This is a genomic window from Sandarakinorhabdus sp. AAP62 (assembly GCF_000331225.1).
Classification (GTDB): Bacteria; Pseudomonadota; Alphaproteobacteria; order Sphingomonadales; family Sphingomonadaceae; genus Sandarakinorhabdus.
The window spans coordinates 180,590-206,190 of record NZ_ANFY01000009.1 but is presented as its reverse complement, the minus strand read 5'-3'; the positions used below and the strand labels follow the sequence as shown (position 1 = coordinate 206,190).

The following is a 25,601-nucleotide window of genomic DNA, read 5'->3' as shown; positions in this document are numbered from 1 at the left end:
GTGTTCCTTGCAAGCCTCAGCGGCGGTAATGATCTTCGACGTTCAGAAAGGCGCGCAGGCCTTCCGGCGTGGCGTTGCGGATATCGTCCTCAGGCGGCGTGACCGGTCCGCGCCACGCCGTCGCCCGCAGCGGGGTGACGCTGTATTGTTCACGCGGATCAAGCACATGCGGGCAATTGGCGATGATCAGGATGAGGTCCATCTCGGCGCGCAGCAGCACGTGGCGGCCAGGCGCGAAGGGGCCGACGTTGGGCAGGATCGCGCCGTCTTCGGCAATGCGCGCGCCCTTGAACAGGGTGATCGACGGGTGGATGTCGCGGCGGCCGAGGCCATGCTTGGCGGCGCCGAGCAGGAAGCGATCGCGCGCCGAGGGGCACGCACCGCTGTTGCGGCCGTCGCCATAGCGTGCCGCGTTGCTGGCCGGGCTCGACGCGCCGCTGAAGCAATCATGGGTGCCGGCGCTGTCTTCCACGATGCTCATCAGCACCCGGCCCATGTCGGACAACAGCAGCTTGCCGGGGCCCAGATAGGCGTTCCACTGCACCTTCACCGTATCGGCCATGTTCAGCCGCTCGGTCGGCAGGCCGGCGTTGAAGATCTGCAGATGGGCGGCTGCATCACCATGCACATCGATCAGCCGCACGCGCGCGCCGCGCGGCAGGCGGCGCGTGGCATAGCCGCCGGCCGCGATGGTTTCTTCCCACAGCAGATCAGCCGCCTCCACATCGGCGGGCAGATCATCGGCCACCGGCGGCAGGATCGGCATGGCTTCCACCCTGGTGCCGCCCTGGGCGCGGGCGTGGGCCCGGGCGGCATTGGGATCGGCCAGCGCGCCATCCGGGCGCGGCGTGTGCGGCGTGTTCATGGCAAAACCTTTCTGGCGCTGGCGGCAGCGCCTTGCTGGTGGAGCGGGGGCAGCAGCGCCGTGGTGGTGACCAGATCCAGCTGCTGCACGCCGCGCACGACGCGCAGGGCATCGGCCAGCGCATGGAGGCGCAGCGCGGGGCCCTGCACCAGCAGCACTTCCAGCGATTGATCATCCTCCAGAAACACATGCTGGGCGGAGATGACTTCCTTCAGATAGTCGGCTTCGATCTGCGCCAGTTGTTGGCGCACGCGGCCGCGATCGGCGCGATAGACCAATGTGATGGTGCCGGCGAACATCGCGTCGGGCTGGGTGAGGCCTTCATGTTCGGCGACCGCATGGCTGATCAGTTCGGCGATCAACTGCGAGCGCGAGGCGAGCTGGCGTTGCTGCAGCATGGCATCGAGCTTGTGCATCAGCGTGGCCGGCAGGCTCATGCTCAGCCGCGCCAGGCGCGGGGGCGCATCGGTGATCGGGATGGCAGCCAGGCCCTTCATGTCGTTTCGGTCCCCGTCCTAACCGCAACCGCAGCCGCGTGCGCAATCGCCGGCTTGGGCTTGAGTTTCAGATCATAGGTGGCGGTGGCACCATAACGGTGCGGGGCGTGCGGATCGTGGCGGCGCTTGTCGAGCGTGATGACGCGGGTGCCCAGCGTGAAGGCCTCGCGGATATCGTGGGTGACCATGATGATCGTCAGCTGCTGCTCCTGCCACAGCTGGCGGATCAGCCCGTGCATATCGGCCCTGATGCCGGGATCGAGCGCGCCGAAGGGTTCATCCAGCAGCAGGATGCGCGGCCGCATCATCAACGCCTGGGCGATGGCGAGGCGCTGCTGCATGCCGCCCGACATCTGCGCCGGATAAAGATTGGCGGCATCGGCCAGCCCGACGGCGGCCAGCATGGCCAGCGCCTCCGTGCGGGCCGCGGCGCGGCGGCGGCCGAACAACCGGGCCAGCAGAGGGGCGCCGGCAAAATCACGGGCCAGCATCACATTGCCCAGCGCGGTGAGATGCGGGAACACCGAATAGCGCTGGAACACCACACCGCGATCCGGCCCGCATTCACCCGGCATCGGTTTGCCATCCAGCGTGATTGTGCCCCGCGTTGGCCGTTCCTGGCCCAGCACCAGCCGCAGCAGGCTGGTCTTGCCGGCACCAGATGGCCCGACGATGGACACGAAACTGCCGGCCTCGATCGCGAGGCTCAATTGTTCCAGCACGATGTGATCGCCATATTCGACCCACACGTTGCTAATGTTCAGCAGCGCGCTCATGATCTTGGCCCGTGCGCCCAGGGGAACAGGCGGCGATCGGCGGCGACCAGCGCCATGTCCATCGCGATGGCGAGCAGGGCGATCCACGCGACATAGGGGATGATGACGTCCATCGACAGATAGCGCCGCACCAGGAAGATGCGGTAGCCCAGCCCGACATCGGATGCGATGGCTTCGGCCGAGATCAGGAACACGAAGGCCGGGCCCAGCGCCAGGCGTGTCGCCTGCAGCAGCCGCGGCATGGCCTGCGGCAGCGCCACGCGCAGGATCACCTGCCAGCTGCTGGCCCCCAATGTTTGCGCCTTGATGATCTGTTCGGCGGGCAGGGCGGAAACGTGCCCGGCGAGATCGCGGATCATCACCGGGGCAACGCCAATCACGATCAATGCCACCTTGGCGGTTTCGCCCAGGCCCAGCACGATGAACAGGATCGGCAGCAGCGCCACCGGCGGGATGACGGCGATGCCCACCACCAGCGGCCCCAATGTGGCCCGCGCCGGCGGCAAGGCGCCGATGATCAGCCCGACCAGCAGCGCCATCGCCATGGCAATGCCGATCCCCAGGCCCAGCCGCTGCAGGCTGGCCGCCGTATCGGCCCAGAACAACAGGCTGCCGGTCAGCGGATCGGGCTGGGTGGCCAGCCCCCACAGTGCTGCGGCCATGGCGCCGGGCAGCGGAATGATGCGATCGGCCGGATTTTCGGCATGGCGCACCGCCGCGACGATCAGATACAGGATCGCCAGCGTCAGCAACGGCAGGGCGCCGAGCTGGAACGCCTTGCGGCGATCGATCTTGCGGCTCACCCAGCGCAAGGCGGGCAGCCGTTGTTGGCGGGCGGCATCGGTTTACAGGCCCTTGTCGGCGGCCATTTTCATGAACCGATCGTCAAAGCGCAGGGTGACGCGGGCCGGATCGCCCAGCGTCTTGCCACCGGGGAAGGACATGCCCACCGCATCGGCCGAACTGGCACCCTTGAACAGGCCGCGCGCGAAGGAGAAATCGCGCACGCGGGTCATGGTGGTGATCAGATCGGGGCTGTTTGCGGCGGCCACGGCGGCCTTGGGATCGGCGTAGAGGAAGGTGGTGGCCAGCTGCTGATCAAACACCGCCGGCGTGGTGCCGGCCAGCTGCGCCATGGCGGCGCGGGCGGCCTTGCCTTGGGCATCATCGCGCACCATCAGCGCCATGGTTTCATACCAGATGCCGGCCAGCGCCTTGCCCAGGTTGGGATTGGCCTTCAGCGTGGCGGTATCGACCACCAGCAGATCGATGATCTCGCCGGGCACATCGGCCGAACTGAACAGCAGTTTCGCCCCTGGCTGGGCCTTGATCACCGAAAGCTGCGGGTTCCAGGCCACGGCGGCCTTGACATCGGCGCTGCCGAACGCGGCCACGATATCGGCATCGGCGGTGTTGACGGTGCGCACATCGCGCGGGCTGAGCCCGGATTTCTCCAGCGCGCGCGCCAGCAGATAATGGGAAACCGACAGCTCGACCAGATTGACCGGCTGGCCCTTCAGGGCCGCAATACTGTCGATATTCTTCGCCACCAGGCCATCATTGCCGTTGGAATAATCGCCGATGATGATGGCGCTGCTGTCCTTGCCGGCAGCGGCAGGGATGGTCAGCGCGTCCATGTTGGCGACGGTGACGCCGTCCAGCTTGCCGGCGGTGAACTGGTTCACCGATTCGGCATAGTCGTTGACCTGGACGATGTTGATGGTGAGGTCATATTTATCGGCCCATTTCTTCACGATGCCGGATTGCTGGGCATAGGGCCATGGCATCCAGCCGGCATAAATTGACCAGCCGATATTGAATTCCGACCCCTTTTCGGGCGGTGCCGATCCGCTGCAGGCCGCCACCAGCAGCAATGCCGCCGCGCTCAGCAGCCCCAATAGCCTGGTCATCATCGTGCGCACGGGCTGCCCCCTCTTCAAATCGCAGCGCACCAGACAGGCGGGCCCGCCCACCAGCAATCGGCCATATTACGTATTTCGCTTTTCGTAATACCGGAGCGGCTTTCCCTGCCCGCCGGCTGCGCCTTTCCACTGGCGTTTTGCCGCACATTCCCCTAATCCGGACGGGCATCTGAAACCCGTCTGAAAGCGCTGCGAAAAGCCAAATGGAATCAACGACTACACCCCCCGCCGGCGAACCCGATATCAAGCCGATTTCCATCGTCTCGGAAATGCGGACGAGTTTCCTCGATTATGCCATGTCGGTCATCGTCGCCCGGGCGCTGCCCGACGTGCGCGACGGGCTGAAACCGGTGCACCGCCGCATCCTGTGGGGCAGCTACGAAAACGGCTTCACGCACAACAAGGCCTATCGCAAATCGGCCCGCATCGTCGGCGATGTGATGGGCAAATATCACCCGCACGGTGACAGCGCGATTTATGACGCGTTGGCGCGCATGGTGCAGGATTGGTCGATGCGGCTGCCGCTCATCGACGGCCAGGGCAATTTCGGCTCGATGGATCCGGATGCCCCGGCGGCCATGCGCTATACCGAAGCGCGGCTGGCGAAATCGGCCGAAGCACTGCTCGCCGATATCGAGAAGGACACGGTTGATTACGTCGCCAACTATGACGGTTCCGAACAGGAACCGACGGTGTTGCCGGCGCGCTTCCCCAACCTGCTGGTCAATGGCGCCGGCGGCATCGCGGTGGGCATGGCGACCAATATTCCGCCGCACAATCTGAATGAAGTGATCGACGCGGTGCGGGCCTGGCTGGCCGATCCGCTGATCAGCGTCGAAGGGTTGATGCACCATCTGCCGGCCCCGGATTTCCCCACTGGCGGCATCATCCTGGGCACCAGCCAGCTCAAACAGGCCTATGAAACCGGGCGCGGCAGCATCCGCATCCGCTCGCGCCATGTCATCGAACAGGGGCGCGGCGACAAGGTTTCTGTGGTGCTGACCGAAATCCCCTATCAGCAGGGCAAGAACGCGCTGGTCGAAAAAATCGCCGAAGCAGTGAAGGACAAGCGCATCGAGGGCGTGTCCGATCTGCGCGATGAATCCAACCGCGAGGGCGTGCGCATCGTGCTTGATCTCAAGCGCGACGCGACGCCGGAAGTGGTGCTCAACCAGCTGTGGCGCTTCACGCCGGCGCAGCAGAGCTTTGCCTTGAACATGCTGGCCATCCGTGGCGGCCGCCCGGAACTGATGGGCCTGAAGGACATCATCCACGCCTTTGTGGAGTTTCGCGAACAGGTCATCACCCGCCGGTCCAAGCATGAACTGATGAAGGCGCGCGAGCGGGCGCACCTGTTGATCGGCCTGGTCATCGCGGTCGCCAATCTCGATGAGGTCGTCCGCATCATCCGGGCCAGCGCCAGCCCGGCCGAAGCGCGCGAAACGCTGATGGCGCGCGATTGGGATGCCGCCGAGATCCGGCCCTATCTGGCCCTGGTCGAAGCCGGCACGGTGGATGTGGACGCGCCCACCATCCGGCTTTCGGATCTGCAGGTGCGCGCCATTCTCGATCTGCGGCTCAACAAGCTCACCGCGCTGGGCCGCGATGAGATCGGCAGCGAATTGCAGGAACTGGCCGGCGTCATCACCGATCTGCTCGATATCCTGACCAGCCGCGTGCGGCTGCGTGCGGTGTTGAGTGCCGAACTGGATGCGGTGGCCGACGAGTTCCAGTCCAAGCGTCGCACCGAGATATTGGCGGTACACGACGACATCGACGACGAGGATCTGATCGAGGTCGAGGACATGGTGGTGACCGTGACCCGCGACGGCTGGATCAAGCGCGTCGCGCTGGCCGAATATCGGGCGCAGGGGCGTGGCGGCAAGGGCCGCAACGCCATGGGCACCAAGGACGAGGATGCGGTGACGACGCTGTTTGTCACCTCCACCCACAATCCGGTGCTGTTCTTCTCCTCGGCCGGCAAGGTCTATCGCCTGAAGGTGTGGCGCCTGCCGCAGGGTTCACCGCAGGCCAAGGGCAAGCCGATCAACAATCTGCTCCCCCTGGCCGATGGCGAGACGATCATCACCACCCTGGCGCTGCCGGAGGACGAGGCCGAATGGGGCCGCCTGCACGTGATGTTTGCCACCGCGCACGGCTATGTGCGGCGCAACGCCATGGACAGTTTCACCAACGTGCCGACCGCTGGCAAGCTCGCCATCCGTTTTGAGGAAGGCGACGATGATCGGCTGATCGGCGTGGCGCTGTGCGACGAAGCCGATGATGTTTTCCTGGCGGCGAAAAGCGGCAAGGCCATCCGTTTTGCCGTGGAAGATGTGCGCGAGTTTGTCTCCCGCACCTCGACGGGTGTGCGCGGCATGACGCTGGCTGCGGGCGACGAAGTTGTGTCGATGGCGATCCTGAAGGGCTTTGAGGCTTCGACCGAGGAGCGCGAGGATTATCTGAAGGCGGCGGCCTGGAAGAATGATCCGGGTGAGCGCGTGCTGTCGGAAACCCGCATGGCACAGTTTGCGGCGGCCGAGGAGTTCATCCTCACCGTTTCGGCCAATGGCTTTGGCAAGCGCAGTTCGGCGTTTGAATATCGCCAGTCGGGCCGTGGCGGGCAGGGCATCCGCAACATCGCCGAAAGCGACCGCAACGGCGATGTGCTGGCCAGTTTCACCGCGCGCGATGGCGACGACATCATGCTGGTGACCGATCAGGCCAAGCTGATCCGCCTGCGCGCCGGCGACATCCGCATCATGGGCAGAGCCACCAACGGGGTGACGCTGTTCAAGGTCGCCGATGACGAACATGTGGTGTCGGCCGCGCTGATTCCGGCTGATGAGGAAGCGGAAGGCGACGAAACGGTTGAAGCGGCCGATGCGGCGGTGAACGATCCGGCCAGCGAACTGCCGGGCGACGACGCCTAGGCGCTGCGGGCGGCGCGGGCGAGGAGCCCGCGCCCCACGCCCAGCGTGATCAGCCACTGGCCGCCGAAATAGAAGGCCCACACCATCGCGCCATCCGCCGTTGGCCCGATCAGCCGGCCGCCGCCCAGGCGCAGCACCAGGATCGTGTCGGACAGCACGAAGGCCAGCGCGCCCAGCGCCGCCAGCCGGGGGAAACGGCTGAGCCACAGGCTGGCCGCCATGCTGGTGAGCAGCACGGCATAGATCAGCGTCTGGCCAAAGGGCAGGCCGGCCGGGGTGAGCAGGGGCGGCATCGCCAGCCCGAACAGCAGCAGCAGCGCTGCCACCAGCCAATCCCGGGCGCCAACTGCACGGCGGTGGCGGGCATAGAAGATGATGGCCACCAGATGCCCGGCGGCAAAGCTGGCGGCCCCGGCGATGAACAGGCCGGGCAGCGCGAGCAGCACATCGCCCAGCGCGCCGAACGCCATGATTGCCGCCAGCCAGCGCGCACCGGCCACGCGCAATTGCAAGGCCGACAAGGCCAGCAAGGTGACGCCGCAGCCTTTCAGCACGACATTGGCCGCGCCCGCCAGCATGGGTGACAGCAGCAGATAGGCGAGGCCCGCCGCCAGCGCAGCCGTGAGCCCGACGCGGAAGCGCACAGGCAGGCCGGCCAGCGGCAGGGAAGCGGCAAGAGCCGTCATAGCAATGTCGTTCTCGCGCTTTGCGGCAGGCAGGGCAAGGGCTGGCCGGCCGTCTCACCTGCAAACTCACTGATTGTTCATGTTGGGGATGCAAAAGAGCAGCATCTGCATTGCCTGTGGCCGGTTGACGCGGCGGCCCTCGCGGCTTAGCTCAACTCCATATTGCTTGAGGGAGGCATGAATGAGGACGATTGGAACCGCCCTGGTGCTGGCGCTGATGACCAGCACATTGGGGATGGCCAGCCCGGCGCTGGCGCAAAAGAAGGAAAAGGCCGCCGACAAGCCGGCTCCGCCCAAATTGTCCAAGCCCATTCTGGCGGCCGTGATGGCCGTGCAGAAGCTGCAGACGGCTGGCGATCACGCTGGCGCGCTGGCCGCGCTTGATGCTGCCGCCTCGGTGCCGCGTGTCGAGAAGGACGACGCGCTGATCATGGCCAAGCTCAAGCTGTTTTCGGCCCAGAATCTGAAGGACAATGCCAAGCTGGAAGAGGCGTTGACCGAAGCGGTGGAGGCGCCGTCGATCACGCCCGAGGAAAAGCTGACCTTCTCCAAGTTCATCGCTGGCCTGGCGAGCAACCGCAAGGATTATCAGAAGGCCTGGAAATGGTATGAATTCTACCTCGCCCAGAAGCCGGATGATGTGGACATGCTGGTACAGGCTGCCAGCGTGAATGCCGCGCTGAACAGCAAGCCGCGCGTGGCGGAACTGCTGGGCAAGGCCATCGAACTGCGCGAAGCCGCCGGCGAGAAGGGCGATCGCAGCTGGTATGAATTCCGCGCCCAGACCGTGATCGACAGCAACATGGGCGACAAGATCATGCCGGCGCTGCTCAGCTGGGTGCGGGCCTTCCCGGAACCCAAGAGCTATAATCTGTCGATCGAGCTGGTGAAGCAGCGCGCCGGCAACATGGACAACAACCTTCTGCTGGATTGGGGCCGGCTGATGTATGCCGCTGGCGCCATGACCACCGGCAACAATTATCTGGAATATGCCGATGCTGCCATCGAACGCGGCATGCCCAATGAGGCCGACATGGTGCTGAAGGAAGCGGCCGCCAAGAAGCTGATCGATCCGACCAAGATCAACATCGCCGAATTGATGAAGCTGGCATCGTCGAAGATCAACGAGACCAAGGCGTCGCTGCCGGGCCTGGAAAAGGAAGGCAAGACGTCGCCACGCATCGGCCTGGTGGTGGCCGACACGCTGGCCAATCTGGGCCAGAATGAAAAGGCCGTCACCTTCTACAAGGGCCTGGTGGGCAATGCGCTGGTGGATCAGGATACGGTCAACCTGCGGATGGGCGCGGCCCTGCTGAAGCTGGGCGACAAGGCCGGTGCCAAGGCCGCCTTCGATGCCGTGAAGGCAGGCCCGCGGGCGCAGATCGCGCAATTCTATGGCGTGGTCGGCAGCCTCTGAACCGCTTTCGCACAAGCAGATGAGGGGAGCGCGCCGTGGCAACACGGCGCGCTCTTTTCATGAGCGCCCTTCACCCCTATGGAGGCCCACCGCCGCTGCCAGAGGAGTCGCCCAACATGTCATCACGTATCAAGGAACCCCGCCTGGGCCTGACCTTCGATGACGTGCTGCTGGTGCCGGCCGCCTCTGCGGTGCTGCCCAGCATGGCCGATACCTCGACGCGGGTGACCCAGGGCATCAGCCTCAACATCCCGATCCTTTCCGCCGCGATGGACACGGTGACCGAGGCCAATATGGCGATCACCCTGGCGCAATTGGGCGGTATTGGCGTGCTGCACCGCAATCTCACCGTGGAAGAACAGGCGCTGGCGGTGCGGCAGGTGAAGCGGTTCGAGAGCGGCATGGTGGTCAATCCGATCACGCTGACGCCGGATCAGACGCTGGCCGACGCCCGCGCGCTGATGGCCAGCCACGGCATTTCGGGTTTCCCGGTGGTGGAAAAGGTGGGCCCGGGCGGTGCGCCGGGGCGGCTGGTGGGCATCGTCACCAACCGCGATCTGCGCTTTGCCGAAAATGACGCGCAGCCGATTGCCGAGCTGATGACGAAGGAAAATCTCGTCACCGTGCGCCCCGGCGTGACCGAGGCCGAATGCCGCCGGCTGCTGCACAATCGCCGCATCGAGAAATTGATCGTGGTGGATGATGATGGCCATTGCATCGGCCTGATCACCATGAAGGACATCGTGCGCGCGGTGAACCATCCCAGCGCCACCAAGGATGCTGCCGGCCGCCTGCGCGTTGCCGCCGCCACCACCGTGGGCGATACCGGGTTCGAACGCACCGAGGCGCTGCTGGATGCGGAATGCGACCTGATCATCGTCGATACCGCCCATGGCCACAGCGACCGCGTGGCCGAAGCCGTGGCGCGCATCAAGAAGCACAGCAATTCGGCGCAGGTGATTGCCGGCAACGTGGCCACCGCCGCGGCGGCCATGGCGCTGATCGATGCCGGTGCCGATGGCATCAAGGTGGGGATCGGGCCGGGTTCGATCTGCACCACGCGCGTTGTCGCCGGTGTGGGTGTGCCGCAGTTGACCGCGGTGATGGACACGGCCGAAGCCGCGTGGAAACAGGGCATTCCGGTGATCGCCGATGGCGGCCTGCGTACCAGTGGCGACGTCGCCAAGGCGCTTGCCGCCGGGGCCAGCGCGGTGATGGTGGGCAGCCTGCTCGCCGGCACCGAGGAGGCGCCGGGTGAAACCTTCCTGTGGCAGGGCCGCACCTACAAGAGCTATCGCGGCATGGGCAGCGTGGGTGCCATGGCGCGCGGTTCCGCGGACCGTTATTTCCAGCAGGACATCAAGGATCAGCTGAAGCTGGTGCCGGAAGGCATTGAAGGCCAGGTGCCTTACAAGGGCCCGGCCGCCAATGTGCTGCACCAGCTGGTGGGCGGGGTGAAGGCGGCGATGGGCTACACCGGTTCCGCCACGCTGGAGGCGTTCCGGGAACGCGCCGAGTTCATCCGCATCACCAATGCCGGTCTGAAGGAAAGCCATGTGCACGACGTGACGATCACGCGTGAGGCCCCCAATTATCCGACCGGCGGATGATTCCCGCCGCACGCTTGGCAGCCGCCATCGAGATACTGGATCAGGTGATCACCGCTGCCCGCGACGGCGGCGCGGCGGCTGACACGATCATCCAGCGGTATTTCTCCACCCGCCGCTATGCCGGTTCCAAGGATCGCCGCGCGGTGCGTGATCTGGTGTTTGCCGTCATCCGCTCGCTGGGGGAGCGCCCGGTTTCGGGGCGCGCCGCCGTGATCGGCCACGCCCGCGCCCATGATCCCGAATTGCTGGCGCTGTTTGGTGCATCCGGCCATGCGCCGCCGGCGCTGGTGCATGGCGAACCGGCCGCGACGCCCGGCCTCGCCCCGGCCTGGCTGGAGCGGATGCTGATCGAACGCTTTGGCGATGATGCGGAACGGCAGGTGACGGCGCTGCTCGACCGGGCGCCGCTGGATGTGCGGGTGAACGCGATGCGCGCCAGCCGCGACGCCGTGCTGGCGGCGCATCCCGATTGGGAAATCCTGCCCAACACCGCCCACGGCGTGCGGTTGCCTTCGGGCACCAATGTCGAAGCACTGCCGGAATATGGCGAGGGCCTGATCGAGGTGCAGGACGCCGGCAGCCAGATCGCGGCGGCCACGCTGGCGGCGCAAGCGGGCGAGACGGTGGTGGACCTGTGCGCCGGGGCCGGCGGCAAGACACTGGCGCTGGCGGCAGACATGAATGGCGAAGGCCGGCTGATCGCCTGCGACACCGATCGCGCCCGGCTTTCGCAGCTGGCGCCGCGCGCGGCGCGGGCCGGCGCAGCGGTCGAAACCCGGCTGCTCAATCCCGGGGCGGAAGCGCAGGCGCTCGCCGATCTGATCGGCAGCTGTGATGCCGTGCTGATCGATGCGCCCTGTTCGGGCAGCGGCACCTGGCGACGCAATCCGGAAAGCCGCTGGCGGCTCACGCCCCAGCGCCTGGAACGGCTGGTGGCAACGCAGGCGATGCTGATTGACCTCGCCACATTGTTGCTCAAGCCGGGGGGCCGGATCGTCTATATCGTCTGCTCGCTGTTGCCGGCCGAAGGCGAAGCCCAACTGGCAGCCACGCCGCAGCTTGGCCCGTGGCAGACCCGCGTGCTCACGCCGGCCAATGATGGGTGCGACGGCTTTTTCATCGCACAGTCATCCCGGCTTTGATAAGACGGTCCGCAGGGAGATATTTCATGCGTGTGACGTTGCTGCTGCCGATCCTGATGCTGGCGACTTCTGCCATGGCGGCGCCGGGCCGGGATGATCAGTTGAAGCCGGTGTCGCTGCAGCTCGCCGCTGCCGGCCAGGCCGCGCTGGCTGACGGCAAGCCGCAGGACGCCATCGACAGTTTCGAAGCCGCGCTGGCCAGCGATCCGCGCAACGTCGCGGCCTTTGCCGGCATTGCGGCGGCCTATGAAAAGCTTGGCCTGCCCGGCAAGGCGATCAAATATTATCGTGAAGCCCTGGCCATGAACCCGTCTGACATTGGTGCGCTGGAAGGCCAGGGCCGGGCGCTGGTGGCGCGCGGCGCGACGGCGCGGGCGCAGATCAACGTGGCCCGCATCAAGGCGCTGTGCAAGACCGACTGCAGCGCCGCAACGCGGCTGGAAGGCGTGATCGCCAAGGCGAGCCAGCAGGCCAGCGTGGTTCCCGCCAAGCCGGCGATCGAGCGCAACTGAGAACGGGCGGCGCGGGCAGCTTATTTGTCGCCCGGCGGATCCCGCACGAAGGCAGGCACCGCAGCATCATTGGCCAGCCGCCACGCCGACAGATAGGACAGCTGCAGGATCTTCGTCATCTTGGCGTAGTTGATCTTGTCGGCCGTGTCGCTGGTGTGATGATAATCGGGGTGGAAGCCGGTGAAGAACCAGAAGGCCGGCACATCCTTCAGCACGAAGGGGAACTGATCGCTGCGGAAGAAGATATTGAGGGCATTTTCCTTGTCGAACCGATCATCGAGCACGAGGCCGATGCTGCGGTTGGCATCGTTCACGACGCGATTGAAATCCGGGCTGTAGCCGGCGCCGATCAGGTTGAGCCGGTTTGAAGTGTCAGCCGGAATGGTGATCAGGCCGTCGGTTTGCTCGCTGGCCTTTTCGTCGCGGCCAATCATGTCGAAATTGATCATGGCGCGCGTGGTGGCGAGCGGACGCAGCGGGTTGGCGGCGAGATGATAGGCCCCCAGCAGCCCGCGTTCCTCGGCGGCGAACACCGCGAACAGGATCGAACGTTTCGGCCGCACCGGATTGGCCATGAAGGCGCGCGCCATGGCGATGACGCCCACCGTGCCGGAACCATTGTCGTCGGCGCCGTGCCAGACTTCTGCGCCATTGAAGCCATCATGATCGTGGTGGGCGCTGATGATGACGGTTTCAGGCGCCAGGGCGGGATCTGAACCGGCCAGCAAGCCGACGACGTTGCTGGAAACGCCGCGGGTGCGGACGCTGTTTTCCAGATGCAGGCTCAGGCTGGCGCCGGGCAGGTCAAGCGATTGCGGCGTGAAGCCCGTGTCGATCGCGGCCTGCAGTTGCTGCGGCGTGCGGCCACTGGCCGCGAGCAGGCTGGCGCCCACTTCGTCGGAGACGCTGATGACCGGAATGCGCAGCGCATCATCGACCAGCGCCTGCGTGGGCAGGCCCGGCACGCGCCGGGCGCTGCCGCCGATGCGGTTGACACGGTCGCGGTTGGATGGGTGCTTGCGGTTGGGTTCGGCCATCACGATGATCGCCAGGGCGCCGTGCGCCTGCGCGTTCAGCGCCTTGACCCGGTTGGTGGCGTGGCGGGTATTGCCGGTGCCGCCAAAGCGGGATTTGGGATCATCCTCCTGCGGTTCATGTTCGAACACCACCACGATCTTGCCGCGCGCATCGAGGCCCTGATAATCATCATAGCCGACACCGGGTGCCGTGATGCCGAAGCCGGCAAAGGCCAGTGGCGCGGTCAGATTGAGATCATTCTTGTAACCGCCGGTAAAATCAGGCGCTTTCCAGCTTTGGCTGGTCGTGCCCTGTTGCAGCGTCATCAGATTGGCAGCGGTGTTGGGGCGATATTCGATCAGCGGCACGGGCTGGAGATAGCTGGGCTTGCCCGCCGCGTCGGTCGCGGCCGGTTGCAGGCCAGCCTTGGCAAATTCGGCGGCCACCCATTCGATGGCAGCCTCGTCACCGGGTTGCAGCGACATGCGCCCCAACAGCCCGTCGCCGGCCAGAAACCCGAGATCGGCGCGCAGATCGGTTTCGCGGATCCGATCATATCCCGCCTTCTGGTCCCTTGGCACCGGGGCCAATGCAACGGGGGCCGCCTGGGCCTCGGATACGGCAAGCACCGACAGCGCCAGCCCAAAGATGCTCTTCTTCATGTGCCCGGCTTCCCCCTGCAGTGGCGTCCCACGATTATGGCGATGTTCGCCGGGCCGTAAAGCCCGCTCGGTCGCCGGCTACAACCGGGCTGCGGCCCTGGCAAAGGCCTCCACCGGCACCGTTTCCGCCCGCGCTTCGGCCTTGATGCCTTCCGCTTCCATCGCTTCCAGCGCGCCGGGCAGGCCTTTCAGGCTGGCGCGCAGCATCTTGCGGCGCTGGCCGAAGGCGGCGGCGGTCAGCGCGGCGAGGCGGGCCGGGGTGGCGGCGGACATCGGCGCCGAGGGCACGAGGTGGACCACGGCGCTTTCCACCTTGGGCGCCGGCACGAAGGCGCGGGCGGGCAGGGTGAGGGCGATTCTGGGCGTGGAGCGCCACTGCGCCAGCACCGCCAGCCGGCCATAGGCGTCGCTGCCGGGCGCGGCGATGATGCGCTGGGCGACTTCCTTCTGGAACATCAGGGTCAGGCTGGCCCACCACGGCGGCCATGTCACGCTTTCTAGCCAGCCGGTGAACAGCGCCGTGCCGATATTATAGGGCAGGTTGGCAACGATGTGGGCGCCATCGCCGGCCAGCGCGCGCGGATCGACGGCCATGGCGTCGCCGCCCACCACCGTGAGGCGGCCATCGGCGGCCAGCGCCAGTTCGGCAAGGGCGGGCAGAGCACGATCATCGCGTTCCACGGCAAACACCCGGGCACCGGTGCGCAGCAGCGCGCGGGTGAGGCCGCCGGGGCCGGGGCCAACTTCATACACGCACGATTCCGGGCCGAGGCCGGGGATGCGGGCGATGCGATCGAGCAGATTGGTATCGGTGAGGAAATTCTGGCCGAGCGATTTCTTGGCATTGAGACCGTGCCGGGTGATGACCTCGCGCAGCGGCGGCAGATCGGCCAATGTCATGCAGCGTTGCGGCGGGCAGCGCATTCGCCGGCCATGCGGATGGCGGCGATCATGGCGCTGGGGGTGGCCTGGCCCTTGCCGGCGATATCGAAGGCGGTGCCATGATCGGGCGAGGTGCGCACGATCGGCAGGCCAAGCGTGACATTGACGCCTTCATCGAAATGCAGCGCCTTCAAGGGGATGAGCGCCTGATCATGATACATGCACAGCGCCGCATCATAACGGGCGCGGGCGGCGGGGTGGAACATGGTATCGGCCGGTAGCGGCCCGATCACGTCGATACCCTCGGCGCGCAGGGCCTCGATGGCCGGGCGGATGATCTCCACCTCCTCGCGGCCCAGCGTGCCCTGTTCGCCGGCATGCGGGTTGAGGCCGGCGATGGCCAGGCGCGGGTTGGCGATGCCGTAATCGCGGGCAAGAGCCCGGGCGGCAATGCGGGCGCGGCAGAGGATCAGATCGGCGGTGACCAGCCGCGGCACATCGGCGAGCGGCACGTGCACGGTGAGCGGTATGGTGCGCAAGGATGGCCCGGCCAGCATCATCACGGCATTGGCCGGCGAGATCCCGCAGCGTTCGGCCACAAATTCGGTCTGGCCCGGATAGGTGAAGCCGATGGCGAACAGTTGCGCCTTGGATACCGGGCCGGTGACCAGCGCCGATGCCATGCCCTGGCGGGTGATGCCGGCGGCCAGTTCCAGGCTGTCGAGCGCGCAACGGGCGCCGGGCAGATTGGGTTCGCCCGGCACGATCTCGCCGGGATCATCGACCTGGATCAGCGGCAGCGCCGTATCGAAGGCCGCTGCGGCCACCGCCGGATCGGAGAGCACGGCAATCGGCCCATTCCACACGGCGCGGATGGAGCGGGCGTCGCCAATGGCGAGGAAGGGCGGCAGGCCAGCCTCGATCCGCCGTTCCCAGGCGCCGGCGATGATTTCCGGGCCGATACCGGCCGGATCGCCGATGGAAACCGCCAGGGGGGCGGGCAGGGCCGGCATCAGCGATAATCGACGATGGCGTCGCGCCGCAGATCGCGCAGATAGCGGCGGGCGCGCATGTTGACGCGCTCATCGTTCATCTGGGCGTAGATTTCCTCGAAATTGGGCGCCTTGGCCTGCACTTGCGTGTCGTCGCGGCCGCACAACACCAGCACGCGCAGGCCTTCTTCGGCAGAACCAAAGGCCGGGGTGGCCTCGCCGATCGACATGCGCCCGAGGATCGCCTGCAGCGGCGCGGGCAGATCCTTCATGCGCACCGCATCGTTCACGGCCACTTCGCCGCCCACTTTCTGCGCCAACGCCTCGACGCCGCCGCAACCGCCCATATTCTGGGTGAAGCTGCCGATTTCCTCCACCTTGGCACGGGCCTGGGCTTCGGTGGTATCGGCCTTCAGCGGCACGGTCAGCTGCTTCAGGCTGAGCATGGCCATCAACGGATCGGCGGCCAGCACCTGGCGCTTTTCGATCAGCGCCATGATGGCCACACCGCCCGCCACCGGGATGGCATCGGTGATCTGCCCCGGCTGCAGCGCCGCCACGGCGGCCGAAACGGCATTGTTCAGCTGCTCGCCGCGCACCCAGCCCAGATCACCGCCCAGGCCCGCCGAAGAGGCCTCGGAAAACTGGCGGGCATAGGCGACAAAGCTGGCGCCGCCGCGCACCTGGCCGACGATGCGCGAGGCATCCTGCATCACTGCATCCAGGGTCTCGGGCGTCGCCGACAGGAAGATTTCGCCAACGTGAAACTCGTCCTTGCCCTTGGCGGCGTTCAGCTTGTCGATCACCTGCTGCACTTCGTCGTCGCCAACATTGACCAGCGGCTCGACCTTGCGGCGCAGCACCCGGCTCCACGCCATTTCGGCGCGGATCTGGGCCTTCAGACTGGCCGGCGAGCTGTTGTTCTGGCGCAGATAGGCATCGAACTGGGCCGGCGAGCGCTTGAAATTCTGGGCAATGCGCTCGAACGAGCGGGTCACTTCCGCTTCGTTGATGCGGATGTCGTTTTCCTCGGCTTCCTGCAGCTGCAGCTTTTCATCGATCAGGTTGCGGATGATCTGCAGGCGCAGGCGTTGCTTTTCGTCCTCGTCGATGCGGCCACCATTCGCCGCCAGCACCAGGCCCAGCCGCTGATCGATATCGGTATCGGTGATCACGTCGCCATTGACGATGGCCTGGGCCTTGCGCAGCGCCGGATCGACATCACCCATCACCACCAGTTCCGGCAGATCATTGGCCGAAAAGCTGCGGGTGGTGGCCTGGGCGAACAGGCTGGCGTTGCCAGTGGGCACGGCCAGGGCGAGTGCTGCCACTGCCAGCGGTCCGTTCAGAAACTTCACCTTCATTCACATGCTCCGAAGCGCCGCGGCGCACCCCCCGATGCCATGCCCTTAGCGCAAGGGCAGCGGCCGGGGAAAGCGCTTGTTTGGGCCAGTCTGCGCTGCCATGGCGCCCGCCGCCTGAACGGGCGCTGAAAAACTCATTGACCCAGCGTCTTGAAGGCGATGCTGATCTGGAAACTGTTGCCGGGACGGAAATCGCGGTCGCCCACATAATCGCGGCGCCAGCCGATGCCGAAGCGGAAACATTCATCCTCATACTGGATGCCAACGCGGTGGCGGATGCCGCGGAAGCCATCACCATTGGCGAGGGGATTTTCCGCCTTGGTGGTGAGATCGATGATGGCATTGCCGAACATCGCCCAATAGCGCGCGATGGCCACGCGCCCGGCTATGCGCAGTTCCTGCCGGTCTTCCAGATCTTCCAGCGTGACGTTGCGGTTGAGGCGGATATAGGCCGCCGACACATAGGATCGCCGGCCGCCCAGGGTGAGATCGATCTCGTTGCGGCGCACGGCGAAATTGTCCTTGTCCAGCCGGAAACGGTGGGTGAACTCCACCAGCCGGCCGATCTTCAGGCTGGTGCGGCCCACCACATCCGACAGGCGGCCGCGAAAGCCGGTGCCATCGGCAAATTCGCGGCCATCGCCGTCCAGCCGCAGTGACTGGCCGATTTCGGCGCGCAGCTGCCAGCCCGGCCGATCGAGCGTATATTCGGCGCCATAGGTGAGGCGGCTGCCGCTTTCGACCCGGTCAAGCCCGGGCGTGCGGTTGAGATCGAACAGCGACACATCTTCCAGTTCGAAGGCGCGGGCATCTTCGTTGGCAAAGCCATTGTTGGCGATGCGCGGCGCGGCGACCAGCTGCACGCGCGGGGAAATCACCTGCTCGCCGCCGAACGCCGGGCCGGCAAAGGGCCAGCTGACATCCACCGCCGCCAGCGCCACGCCGCGCCCGCGCCAGCCATCGCGGCCGGCATAATCGGGGAAGGTGGCCTGCGCCGAATTGCGCACATCATAAAGATCGCCGCGCACCAGCCCGGTCAGGCTGACACGGTGGCCCAGATCGGTGAAGAAGTTGCGATCCCAGCGGCCCCAGCCAACGGCGCGAAACATGTCCTGCCCGCTGGACCGGGTCAGCAGCAGCGAATTGGCGCCCAGCCGCACCTTGCCACCGGCCACGGACCAATCGGGCCGCCAGTCATAATCGATCAGCGGCAGCGCCAGCGGGATCTCGCCGGCACGGTCGCTGGCGCGCAGGCCCTGGAAATACCAGGCTGAAATCGACAGCCAGCTTTCATCGGTGACGCGTTCCAGCGCATAGGATGATCGCAGCGTATCATCAAAGCCCAGGCCATAGCGGCGGTTGAACGTATCGTCGGTGGTCAGCCGCACCGAAAACACCGATCGCCACGTGCTGTCGTGCTGCAAGCGGCCCTTCACGCCCAGATAGCCGCGGAATTTCTCGCCCTGGTCCACTTCCGTCACGCCATCGGCCACCAGATCAAAACGGCGCGAGAAGGTGAACATGCCGTCCACCTGGATCGGGCCATCCTTCAGCAGCCGCCGCGCCTGGAAGGCCAGCGCCGGATTGGTGGCGGAATAGAGCCAGGGGGTGAGGGTGAAATCCCGATCCGGGCCGCTGGCAAAATGGATCGGCACCGAAATGCCGACGCCCAGTTGGCGCTGGATTTCCAGCGCCGGCACCAGCACGCCGCCAGCACGCGGGGAATCGCCATCGGGGTGAGACAGGCTGGGCAGGAAGAACACCGGCAGCCCGAACATTTCCAGACTGGCATCGCGATAGGAAATGCGGTGGCGCTGCTGATCATAGACGATCTTCACCGACTTGATCTTCCACACCGGCACCTGCGGGCAGCCCTGGCCATCCACCACGGCGCACGGGCTGTAGACCGCGCGGTCCATGGTGTAACGCTGATCGCTGCGCGTGGCAGCCTTGGCTCCCAGCCGGCCGCCATCGTTCAGCACCAGCAGCATGTTGGCGATGGCGCCATCCTTCAGACTGTCGGTGAGGGTGACGCGGTCGCCCAGCGCCTGGTTGCCGCCGGGATCGGTGATCTGCACATTGCCGATGGCCACCACTTCGCCGGCCTTGCTGTCGGTGCCGCGCGTATATTCCACCCGGTCGGCCACCAGCGCATAGCCATCGCGCGACACGCGCACGCGGCCGCTGGCAACCACCAGCTGCTGATCTTCGGCATAGCTCAGCTGATCGGCTTCGAAATCCACCGAATCGCCGGCCTGGGGCAGGCTGCTGCGTCGCAGCGGCGCATCCGGGTCGCGGTTGGCAGGCTCGCGATTGCCCAGCAGGGCCGGCGACATGCGCTGCGCCAGCGCCGGCGCGGGCAGCAGAGCCAGGACCGATGCAGCCGTGGCCGCCGCCAGCAGCAGGCCACGACGCAGGCCAGAGCGTAAGGCTGGTTGGGGGGCAGAAGCGAGCACAGTTGGTCGATAGCCGGGCCATGACGGGCCTGCAACCATCTGCTTGGCGCGAGCAGGGTGAGCGCCTAATCAAAGCGCCTGTTCGAATCGAAAGGAAGACCATGCTCGCCATTTCCTATCTGCCGGCGGTTGCCGAAGCTGCGGCCGCGCTGGTGGTATTTGCCGGCCCGGATGGTGCGCTTTCTGCCGGGGCCAAGGCCGCCGATGCCGCCTGCAATGGCGCCGTGCAGGCCGCCGCGAAGGCGGCGCGCTTCGAAGGTGACGTGGGCGGCATCGTGGAGCTGCTCGCCCCCGCCGGGTTGACGGCGTCGCGGCTGCTGCTGGTCGGCACCGGCCCTGCCGACAAGATCGATGCCAGCGTGGCCGAACGGATCGGCGGCGCCATCGCGGCGCGGCTGCTGCTGAGCGGGGAAACCACGGCGAGCGTGGATGTGGCCGGCGTCGCCGCGGGCGATCTGGCCGCGCATCTGGCGCATGGCGCGGTGCTGCGGTCGTGGCGGTTCGATCAGTATCGCACCACGCAAAAGGCCAAGCAGAAGCCGACGCTAACCAGCCTTGCCATTGTCGGCGCCGGCGAGGTGACCGCGCACGATCGGCTGATGGCGATTGCCGGCGGCGTGGCGCGCACGCGCACGCTGGTTTCGGAACCGCCGAACATCATCTACCCGGAAAGCTTTGTCGAAAGCGCCCGCGACCTGGCGGCGCTGGGCGTGGAACTGACCATCCTTGATGATGCCGAGATGAAGAAGCTCGGCATGGGCGCGCTGCTGGGCGTGGCGCAGGGCTCGGTGCGGCCGGCGCGCATTCTCGCCATGCGCTGGAACGGCACCGGCAAGAAGGATGTGAAGCCGCTGTGCCTGGTCGGCAAGGGTGTCACCTTCGATACCGGCGGCATCAGCCTGAAGCCGGCCGCCGGCATGGAAGACATGAAGTGGGACATGGGCGGGGCAGGGGCCGTGACCGGTGCCATGCACGCGCTGGCGGCGCGCAAGGCCAGGGCGCATGTGGTGGGCGTCGTTGGCCTGGTCGAGAACATGCCCGATGGCAATGCCCAGCGCCCCGGCGACGTGGTGACCACCATGAACGGCCAGACGGTGGAAGTGATCAACACCGATGCCGAAGGCCGGCTGGTGCTGTGCGATGCGATCTGGTGGGCGCAGGAAAGGTTCGAACCGGAAGTGGTGGTCGATCTCGCCACGCTCACGGGTGCGATCATCATCAGCCTGGGCCATGAACATGCCGGCATGTTCTGCAATGATGATGGCCTGGCTGGGCAACTGGCAGCCGCTGGCGCGGCGGTTGGCGAGAAATTGTGGCGGATGCCGATTGGCGACGCCTATGACAAGTTGATCGACAGCGACATTGCCGACATCAAGAACGTCGGTCCGCGCGAAGGCGGCTCGATCACCGCGGCGCAGTTCATCGGCCGCTTCATCAAGCCCGGCGTGAAATGGGCCCATCTCGATGTGGCCGGCACCGTGTGGGCCAACAAGCCCGGCGCGCTGCACGACAAGGGCGCCACGGGCTATGGCGTGCGCCTGCTCGATCGCTTCGTGGCGGACAATTTCGAAGGCTGATTTTGGGGCTGAGCCACGCGCTCACGGCTTGCAATCAGGGGGCGCGGCCTGTAGGGGGCCGCGCATCCTTTCTTCCCGCACTGCAACACAGGAATTTTCCATGGGCGTAACCCGCACCTTCTCGATCATCAAGCCCGATGCCACCCGTCGCAACATCACCGGCAAGGTGAACGCGATGATCGAAGGCGCCGGCCTGCGCATCGTGGCGCAAAAGCGCCTGCACCTCACGCAAGCCCAGGCCGAGGGCTTCTACGCCGTCCACCGCGAGCGCGGCTTCTTCGGTGAACTGGTGCAGTTCATGATCAGCGGCCCGGTCGTCGTGCAGGTGCTGGAAGGCGAAGACGCCGTTCCGGCCTATCGCGCCATCATGGGCGCCACCAACCCGGCCAACGCCGATGCCGGCACCATCCGCAAGGAACTGGCCGAATCGATCGAAGCCAACACCGTGCACGGCTCGGACAGCGACGAGAACGCCGCGATCGAGATCGCCTATTTCTTCGCGCAGACCGAGATCGTCGGTTAATCCGACGCGCCTCGCGTATTGAAAGGGCCGCAGCGCATGCTGCGGCCCTTTTTCGTGCTTATCTTCCCGCGGCAGATTGTGCCAGCCGGCGCGTCACTTCTTCTTCACATAGGGTGTGATCTCCAGCGCGCCCGGCTCGACGGCGTGGACGCCGCTAAACACCATCATACCGCCGCGAAATTCGAGCAGCTTGTAATCCTTGTAGCTGCCCAGGTCCCAGCCCCGCCACTTGATCGGCTTGCCGACAAAGGGCAGCGAGCCGTTGATATCCAGCCTGGCATCATCATTGCGCGCGAACGGCCGGTGGCGGTCCGTCAGCATCAGGCGCATGGCGGTTTCCAGCTCGGTGTTGAGCAGGGCCTTCAGCTTCTCGCCGTTGTTTTCGGTGAGGCTGCCCTCACCGGTCAGCGGCATCGCCGGGCCTTCGCAGCAGAAATACTTGATGGTCTTGGGCTTCTTGCTGCCGGCTTCGGGCTCAAGCTTGGTCTTCAGCACGATATAGGGCCGCACGTCGGTTGGGTTGACGAAGGTGAGGACGATATAGGGTACCACCGGCATGGCCGACGGGCTCTCCTCGCTGGCGAGCGTGTAGGCGCCGCGATATTCCTCCTCGGCCAGCATGCTGGTGGCCAGTTCGGTGGCCCGGCCGGCGACGTCGAAGCGCAGCGCGTCCTGGATGTCGTTCGTCCGCTTGCCGCCGGCATCGGTGTTGGCTGCGCTCTGGATGGCCACGCCGACAACGCCGAACAACATGCCCAGCGCGCCGCCCTTCTGGTGGCCGGAAACGACGATGTTGCTGTCGGGAATCCGCTTCACGCCCATGGGCAGATCGCTCATCCCGTTCGGCCCCTTGCCGTCGATGAAGAGGCTGAGCGGAGGCGCGACGGGCGCGGTGGCGACGGCTGCTTCCTGGGCCAGCAACGGTTGCGCCAAAAGCCCGGCCAAGGCCGCAGCAAGAAACAAATATCGCATCAGATCGTCCCCCGTTGCATGGCCGCGCCCTTTTGCGCGTCGGCTGCATCGCTGGAATAGGCGAGGCGCCTGCCGGGGGCAATGGTTTCGGCATTTCCCGCGTGTCAGAAGGGCACAGCATCGCCAACTGGAAGAAAACGCACCCACGTCATGGTAACGGCGATTTGCGCTCATCTCCTTTATCGGGCAGCCTTGGCAATCGGGATTTGGGGGGAGCCACAATGCTGGGCGAAAAGATCTACGAGTATGTCGTCGATTTGACGGGCACGATCGAGTATGGGTTGAGCCTCGCTGATGTCGTGGCGGGAACGGCGGCGCCGCCGCTGCATGGCGCGCGATTTGATGCCGGATTTGCCGGGCAGGTGAAGGGCAGGCTCCAGGGGTCGATCAGCGGCACCGATTTTGCCTTCTTGCGACCTGACGGCGTACTTGAGCTGAACATTCACGCGACCATCGACGCAGGCAACGGCGTTCTTATCGCCATGTGGGCTGACGGCATCGGTCGATTTCGTGCCGGCGAGCCGATCATCGACCTGGCCGAGAATGTGCGCCTGACGACATCCCATGAATCGCATCTCTGGGTGAATGGTCGGCAGATCTGGGCGACGGGAACGGCCGATCTGGAAGCCGGGAAGGTTTCACTTCAGGGCTTCTTGCAGTGACTGGCTGAAGTCGAGATCTTGAGCGATCAAATTGGCAGCATTGCCAGCCGCTTGGGCGCACACAGGCGCCAAGCCGCGCTCAGCATCGCCTCGATCATCGCCCAGTCCGGCCCGTCAGTCAGCACGATGCCCACCCAGCCGGCGGGGCCGAAATATTTGGGGCGGAAGAAGCGATCCGGGTCCTGCTCGATCAACATGGCGGCTTCGTCGAGGCCGGAGACCTTCAACAGCAGCGCGGTGATGCCGTCGCCGTGGTGGTTGTCGCTGAAATAGGCGAAGAACTTGCCGCCTTCGACGAAGAAGCCGGGCGAGCCGTGGGAGAGTTTCTCGGCGGCGGCCGGCAGGTTAAGCGCGAGGCCGCGCACGCGTTCCAGCAGGGCTTTGGGGCAATCCGCCGCCGAGACGAAATCGGCGAGCACGCGCGGGTAAAGCTGGTGTTCGGCATATTGCACCCGCACCGCCAGCGTTTCGGGCGTGTCGCCGGACAGCACCTTGATGCGGGCCTGACCCAGGATCGGGCCATCGTCGAGTTCGGGGGTGACGATGTGGATGGTGCAGCCCGTCTCAAGCTCGCCGGCGGCCAGCACGGCTGCGTGGGTGTGCAGGCCCTTGTGTTTGGGCAGCAGCGATGGGTGGATGTTGAGGCAGCGGCCCTGCCAGTGGGTGACGAATTCGGCGGAGAGCAACCGCATGTAGCCGGCCAATGCGATGTGGGTGACGCCGGCTGCCTCCAGTTCGCGGGTGATGATCGCGTCGAACTCGGCGCGCTTCAGGCCCTTGTGGCTGTGCGCGAAGGTGGGGATGCCCTCGGCCGACGCCAGCGCAAGCCCGGCCGCAGCGGGATCATTGCTGCCGACCACCACGATCTCATAGGGGCAATCATAGAGCCGGCTGGCGTAGAGCAGCGCGGCCATGTTGCTGCCGCGACCCGAAATCAATACGCCAACGCGGGCCTTCTCAGGCATCGTGACTGGCCGTCCAGGCGGCGGTTTCGCCCCACTGGCCGGGCGCGCCGTGGATTTCGCAGCCCTTGCTGCCGGCAATGATCTCGCCGATCACGCTGGCCTGTTCGCCCGCTTCGTTCAGTGCCGCAATCACGGCTTCGGCTTCGCTGCGCTCCACGACCAGCACCATGCCGGTGCCGCAGTTGAAGGTGCGCGCCATTTCGGCCGCCGCGACCCCGCCTTCAGCGCGCAGCCAGTCAAACAGCGGCGGCAGCGTGGGGGCGGCGACCAATGCACGCGAACCGGCGGGCAGCACGCGCGGGATATTCTCGAGGAAGCCGCCGCCGGTGATGTGGGCCAGCGCCTTGATACGGCCCGCGCGGATCAGGGGGAGAAGCGGCCTCACATAGATGCGGGTGGGTTCCAGCAGGGCTTCGGCGAGGCTGCGGCTGGTATCGAACGGGGCGGGGGCGTCCAGATCGGCGCCGGAACGCGCAAGGATGCGGCGGATGAGGCTATAGCCGTTGCTGTGCGCGCCGGATGACGCGACGCCAACAATGAGCTGGCCGGGCGCCACGCCGTCGCCGGTGAGCTGCTCGCCGCGTTCGACGGCGCCAACGGCAAAGCCGGCCAGATCATAATCGCCGGCCGCATACATGCCGGGCATTTCCGCCGTCTCGCCGCCGATCAGGGCGCAGCCGGCTTGGCGGCAGCCATCGGCAATGCCGGCGACAACGCGGGCCGCAACGCCGTTCTCCAGCTTGCCGGTGGCGAAATAATCCAGGAAAAACAGCGGCTCAGCACCCTGCACGATAAGATCGTTGACGCACATGGCGACCAGATCGATGCCCACCGTGTCGTGCCGGCCGGTCTCGATCGCCAGCTTCAGCTTGGTGCCGACGCCATCATTGGCGGCAACCAGCAGCGGATCCTTGTAACCCGCCGCCTTGGGATCGAAGAAACCGCCAAAGCCGCCCAGTTCCGCATCCGCCCCCGGCCGGGCGGTGGCCCGGGCCAGCGGGGCGATCATCTTCACCAGTGCGTTGCCGGCAGCGATATCCACGCCGGCATCGGCATAGGTAAGAGGGGGGGTAAGGGGGCGTTTTTCGCTCATGCGCGCCGCCATAGCGCCAGTCGGAGCGGAGCGCCAGCATCGTGGCTTGGCAAGCGTGGCGTCCCCGCCCTAAACA

Annotated in this window: 22 protein-coding genes; 8 read left to right on the top strand and 14 right to left on the bottom strand. The window is 66.0% G+C overall.

Annotated features, from left to right (window positions below):
- Positions 1-16: 16 nt before the first annotated feature.
- Genes D619_RS0110515 through D619_RS0110495 form a run of 5 tightly spaced genes read right to left on the bottom strand, consistent with a single transcriptional unit; the run spans position 17 to position 4,048 of the window.
- Positions 17-865 carry an urea amidolyase associated protein UAAP1 gene (locus tag D619_RS0110515; protein WP_017668552.1) on the bottom strand — a complete coding sequence of 283 codons (849 nt, stop codon included), beginning with the start codon at positions 863-865 and terminating at the stop codon, positions 17-19.
- Positions 862-1,362: a CopG family ribbon-helix-helix protein gene (locus tag D619_RS0110510; RefSeq protein WP_017668551.1), complete on the bottom strand. Its 501-nt coding sequence runs from the start codon at positions 1,360-1,362 to the stop codon at positions 862-864. Before D619_RS0110510 ends, D619_RS0110515 begins: the two co-directional genes overlap by 4 nt.
- A complete protein-coding gene (locus tag D619_RS0110505; protein WP_017668550.1) occupies positions 1,359-2,138 on the bottom strand; it encodes an ATP-binding cassette domain-containing protein in 780 nt (259 codons plus the stop codon). Before D619_RS0110505 ends, D619_RS0110510 begins: the two co-directional genes overlap by 4 nt.
- Positions 2,135-2,950: an ABC transporter permease gene (locus D619_RS0110500; RefSeq protein ID WP_020480464.1), complete on the bottom strand. Its 816-nt coding sequence runs from the start codon at positions 2,948-2,950 to the stop codon at positions 2,135-2,137. The genes D619_RS0110505 and D619_RS0110500 overlap by 4 nt, the downstream gene beginning before the upstream one ends.
- 33 nt (positions 2,951-2,983) lie before the next feature.
- Positions 2,984-4,048 (bottom strand): putative urea ABC transporter substrate-binding protein, encoded by a 1,065-nt coding sequence (locus tag D619_RS0110495; RefSeq protein ID WP_026090945.1) that lies wholly within the window; start codon positions 4,046-4,048, stop codon positions 2,984-2,986.
- Positions 4,049-4,263: 215 nt separating this feature from the next.
- On the opposite strand from D619_RS0110495, the gene gyrA reads away from it, so the two are divergent.
- Positions 4,264-6,993 carry a DNA gyrase subunit A gene (gene gyrA, locus D619_RS16375; RefSeq protein WP_033373399.1) on the top strand — a complete coding sequence of 910 codons (2,730 nt, stop codon included), beginning with the start codon at positions 4,264-4,266 and terminating at the stop codon, positions 6,991-6,993.
- Here gyrA and D619_RS0110485 read toward each other — a convergent pair.
- Entirely contained in the window at positions 6,990-7,679 is a 690-nt protein-coding gene (locus D619_RS0110485; RefSeq protein ID WP_017668545.1) for a lysoplasmalogenase family protein, read from the bottom strand. The genes gyrA and D619_RS0110485 overlap by 4 nt on opposite strands.
- Before the next feature lie 181 nt (positions 7,680-7,860).
- On the opposite strand from D619_RS0110485, the gene D619_RS0110480 reads away from it, so the two are divergent.
- The 4 genes from D619_RS0110480 (at position 7,861) to D619_RS16370 (ending at position 12,360) form a co-directional block, all read left to right on the top strand.
- Complete coding sequence (locus D619_RS0110480; RefSeq protein WP_017668544.1) at positions 7,861-9,096, top strand: hypothetical protein; 1,236 nt, start codon at positions 7,861-7,863, stop codon at positions 9,094-9,096.
- 116 nt (positions 9,097-9,212) lie between these two features.
- On the top strand, positions 9,213-10,706 hold the full coding sequence (guaB, locus tag D619_RS0110475) for an IMP dehydrogenase (RefSeq protein WP_017668543.1): 1,494 nt from the start codon (positions 9,213-9,215) through the stop codon (positions 10,704-10,706).
- Positions 10,703-11,848 carry an RsmB/NOP family class I SAM-dependent RNA methyltransferase gene (locus tag D619_RS0110470; protein ID WP_020480463.1) on the top strand — a complete coding sequence of 382 codons (1,146 nt, stop codon included), beginning with the start codon at positions 10,703-10,705 and terminating at the stop codon, positions 11,846-11,848. Before guaB ends, D619_RS0110470 begins: the two co-directional genes overlap by 4 nt.
- Before the next feature lie 26 nt (positions 11,849-11,874).
- Positions 11,875-12,360, top strand: coding sequence for a tetratricopeptide repeat protein (locus D619_RS16370; RefSeq protein WP_017668541.1), 486 nt, complete (start codon positions 11,875-11,877; stop codon positions 12,358-12,360).
- Positions 12,361-12,380: 20 nt separating this feature from the next.
- On the opposite strand, the gene D619_RS0110460 is transcribed toward D619_RS16370, so the two are convergent.
- The 5 genes from D619_RS0110460 to lptD form a co-directional block, all read right to left on the bottom strand.
- Entirely contained in the window at positions 12,381-14,039 is a 1,659-nt protein-coding gene (locus tag D619_RS0110460) for a M20/M25/M40 family metallo-hydrolase (protein ID WP_017668540.1), read from the bottom strand.
- A 78-nt stretch (positions 14,040-14,117) separates the two neighbouring features.
- Positions 14,118-14,939, bottom strand: a complete 822-nt coding sequence (rsmA, locus tag D619_RS0110455; protein ID WP_017668539.1) for a 16S rRNA (adenine(1518)-N(6)/adenine(1519)-N(6))-dimethyltransferase RsmA — start codon at positions 14,937-14,939, stop codon at positions 14,118-14,120.
- Positions 14,936-15,934, bottom strand: a complete 999-nt coding sequence (gene pdxA / locus D619_RS0110450) for a 4-hydroxythreonine-4-phosphate dehydrogenase PdxA (protein WP_017668538.1) — start codon at positions 15,932-15,934, stop codon at positions 14,936-14,938. The genes rsmA and pdxA overlap by 4 nt, the downstream gene beginning before the upstream one ends.
- Positions 15,934-17,277 carry a peptidylprolyl isomerase gene (locus D619_RS0110445; RefSeq protein ID WP_017668537.1) on the bottom strand — a complete coding sequence of 448 codons (1,344 nt, stop codon included), beginning with the start codon at positions 17,275-17,277 and terminating at the stop codon, positions 15,934-15,936. Before D619_RS0110445 ends, pdxA begins: the two co-directional genes overlap by 1 nt.
- A 134-nt stretch (positions 17,278-17,411) precedes the next feature.
- The gene (lptD, locus tag D619_RS0110440; protein ID WP_193743294.1) at positions 17,412-19,613 is read right to left on the bottom strand and encodes an LPS assembly protein LptD; all 2,202 of its coding nucleotides are present in this window, start codon (positions 19,611-19,613) and stop codon (positions 17,412-17,414) included.
- 221 nt (positions 19,614-19,834) lie between these two features.
- Here lptD and D619_RS0110435 point away from each other — a divergent pair, with 221 nt between their 5' ends.
- Positions 19,835-21,310, top strand: a complete 1,476-nt coding sequence (locus D619_RS0110435) for a leucyl aminopeptidase (protein ID WP_017668535.1) — start codon at positions 19,835-19,837, stop codon at positions 21,308-21,310.
- Between the two features lie 100 nt (positions 21,311-21,410).
- Positions 21,411-21,833 carry a nucleoside-diphosphate kinase gene (gene ndk / locus D619_RS0110430; RefSeq protein ID WP_017668534.1) on the top strand — a complete coding sequence of 141 codons (423 nt, stop codon included), beginning with the start codon at positions 21,411-21,413 and terminating at the stop codon, positions 21,831-21,833.
- Between the two features lie 93 nt (positions 21,834-21,926).
- On the opposite strand, the gene D619_RS0110425 is transcribed toward ndk, so the two are convergent.
- Positions 21,927-22,805 (bottom strand): hypothetical protein, encoded by an 879-nt coding sequence (locus D619_RS0110425; protein WP_017668533.1) that lies wholly within the window; start codon positions 22,803-22,805, stop codon positions 21,927-21,929.
- Positions 22,806-23,026: 221 nt separating this feature from the next.
- On the opposite strand from D619_RS0110425, the gene D619_RS17340 reads away from it, so the two are divergent.
- A complete protein-coding gene (locus D619_RS17340) occupies positions 23,027-23,467 on the top strand; it encodes a DUF3237 family protein (protein ID WP_017668532.1) in 441 nt (146 codons plus the stop codon).
- A 26-nt stretch (positions 23,468-23,493) separates the two neighbouring features.
- Here the strand turns inward: D619_RS17340 and purN are convergent, their stop codons facing one another.
- The gene (gene purN, locus D619_RS0110415; RefSeq protein ID WP_017668531.1) at positions 23,494-24,432 is read right to left on the bottom strand and encodes a phosphoribosylglycinamide formyltransferase; all 939 of its coding nucleotides are present in this window, start codon (positions 24,430-24,432) and stop codon (positions 23,494-23,496) included.
- Positions 24,425-25,525, bottom strand: coding sequence for a phosphoribosylformylglycinamidine cyclo-ligase (gene purM / locus D619_RS0110410; protein WP_026090941.1), 1,101 nt, complete (start codon positions 25,523-25,525; stop codon positions 24,425-24,427). The genes purN and purM overlap by 8 nt, the downstream gene beginning before the upstream one ends.
- Positions 25,526-25,601 lie beyond the last annotated feature (76 nt).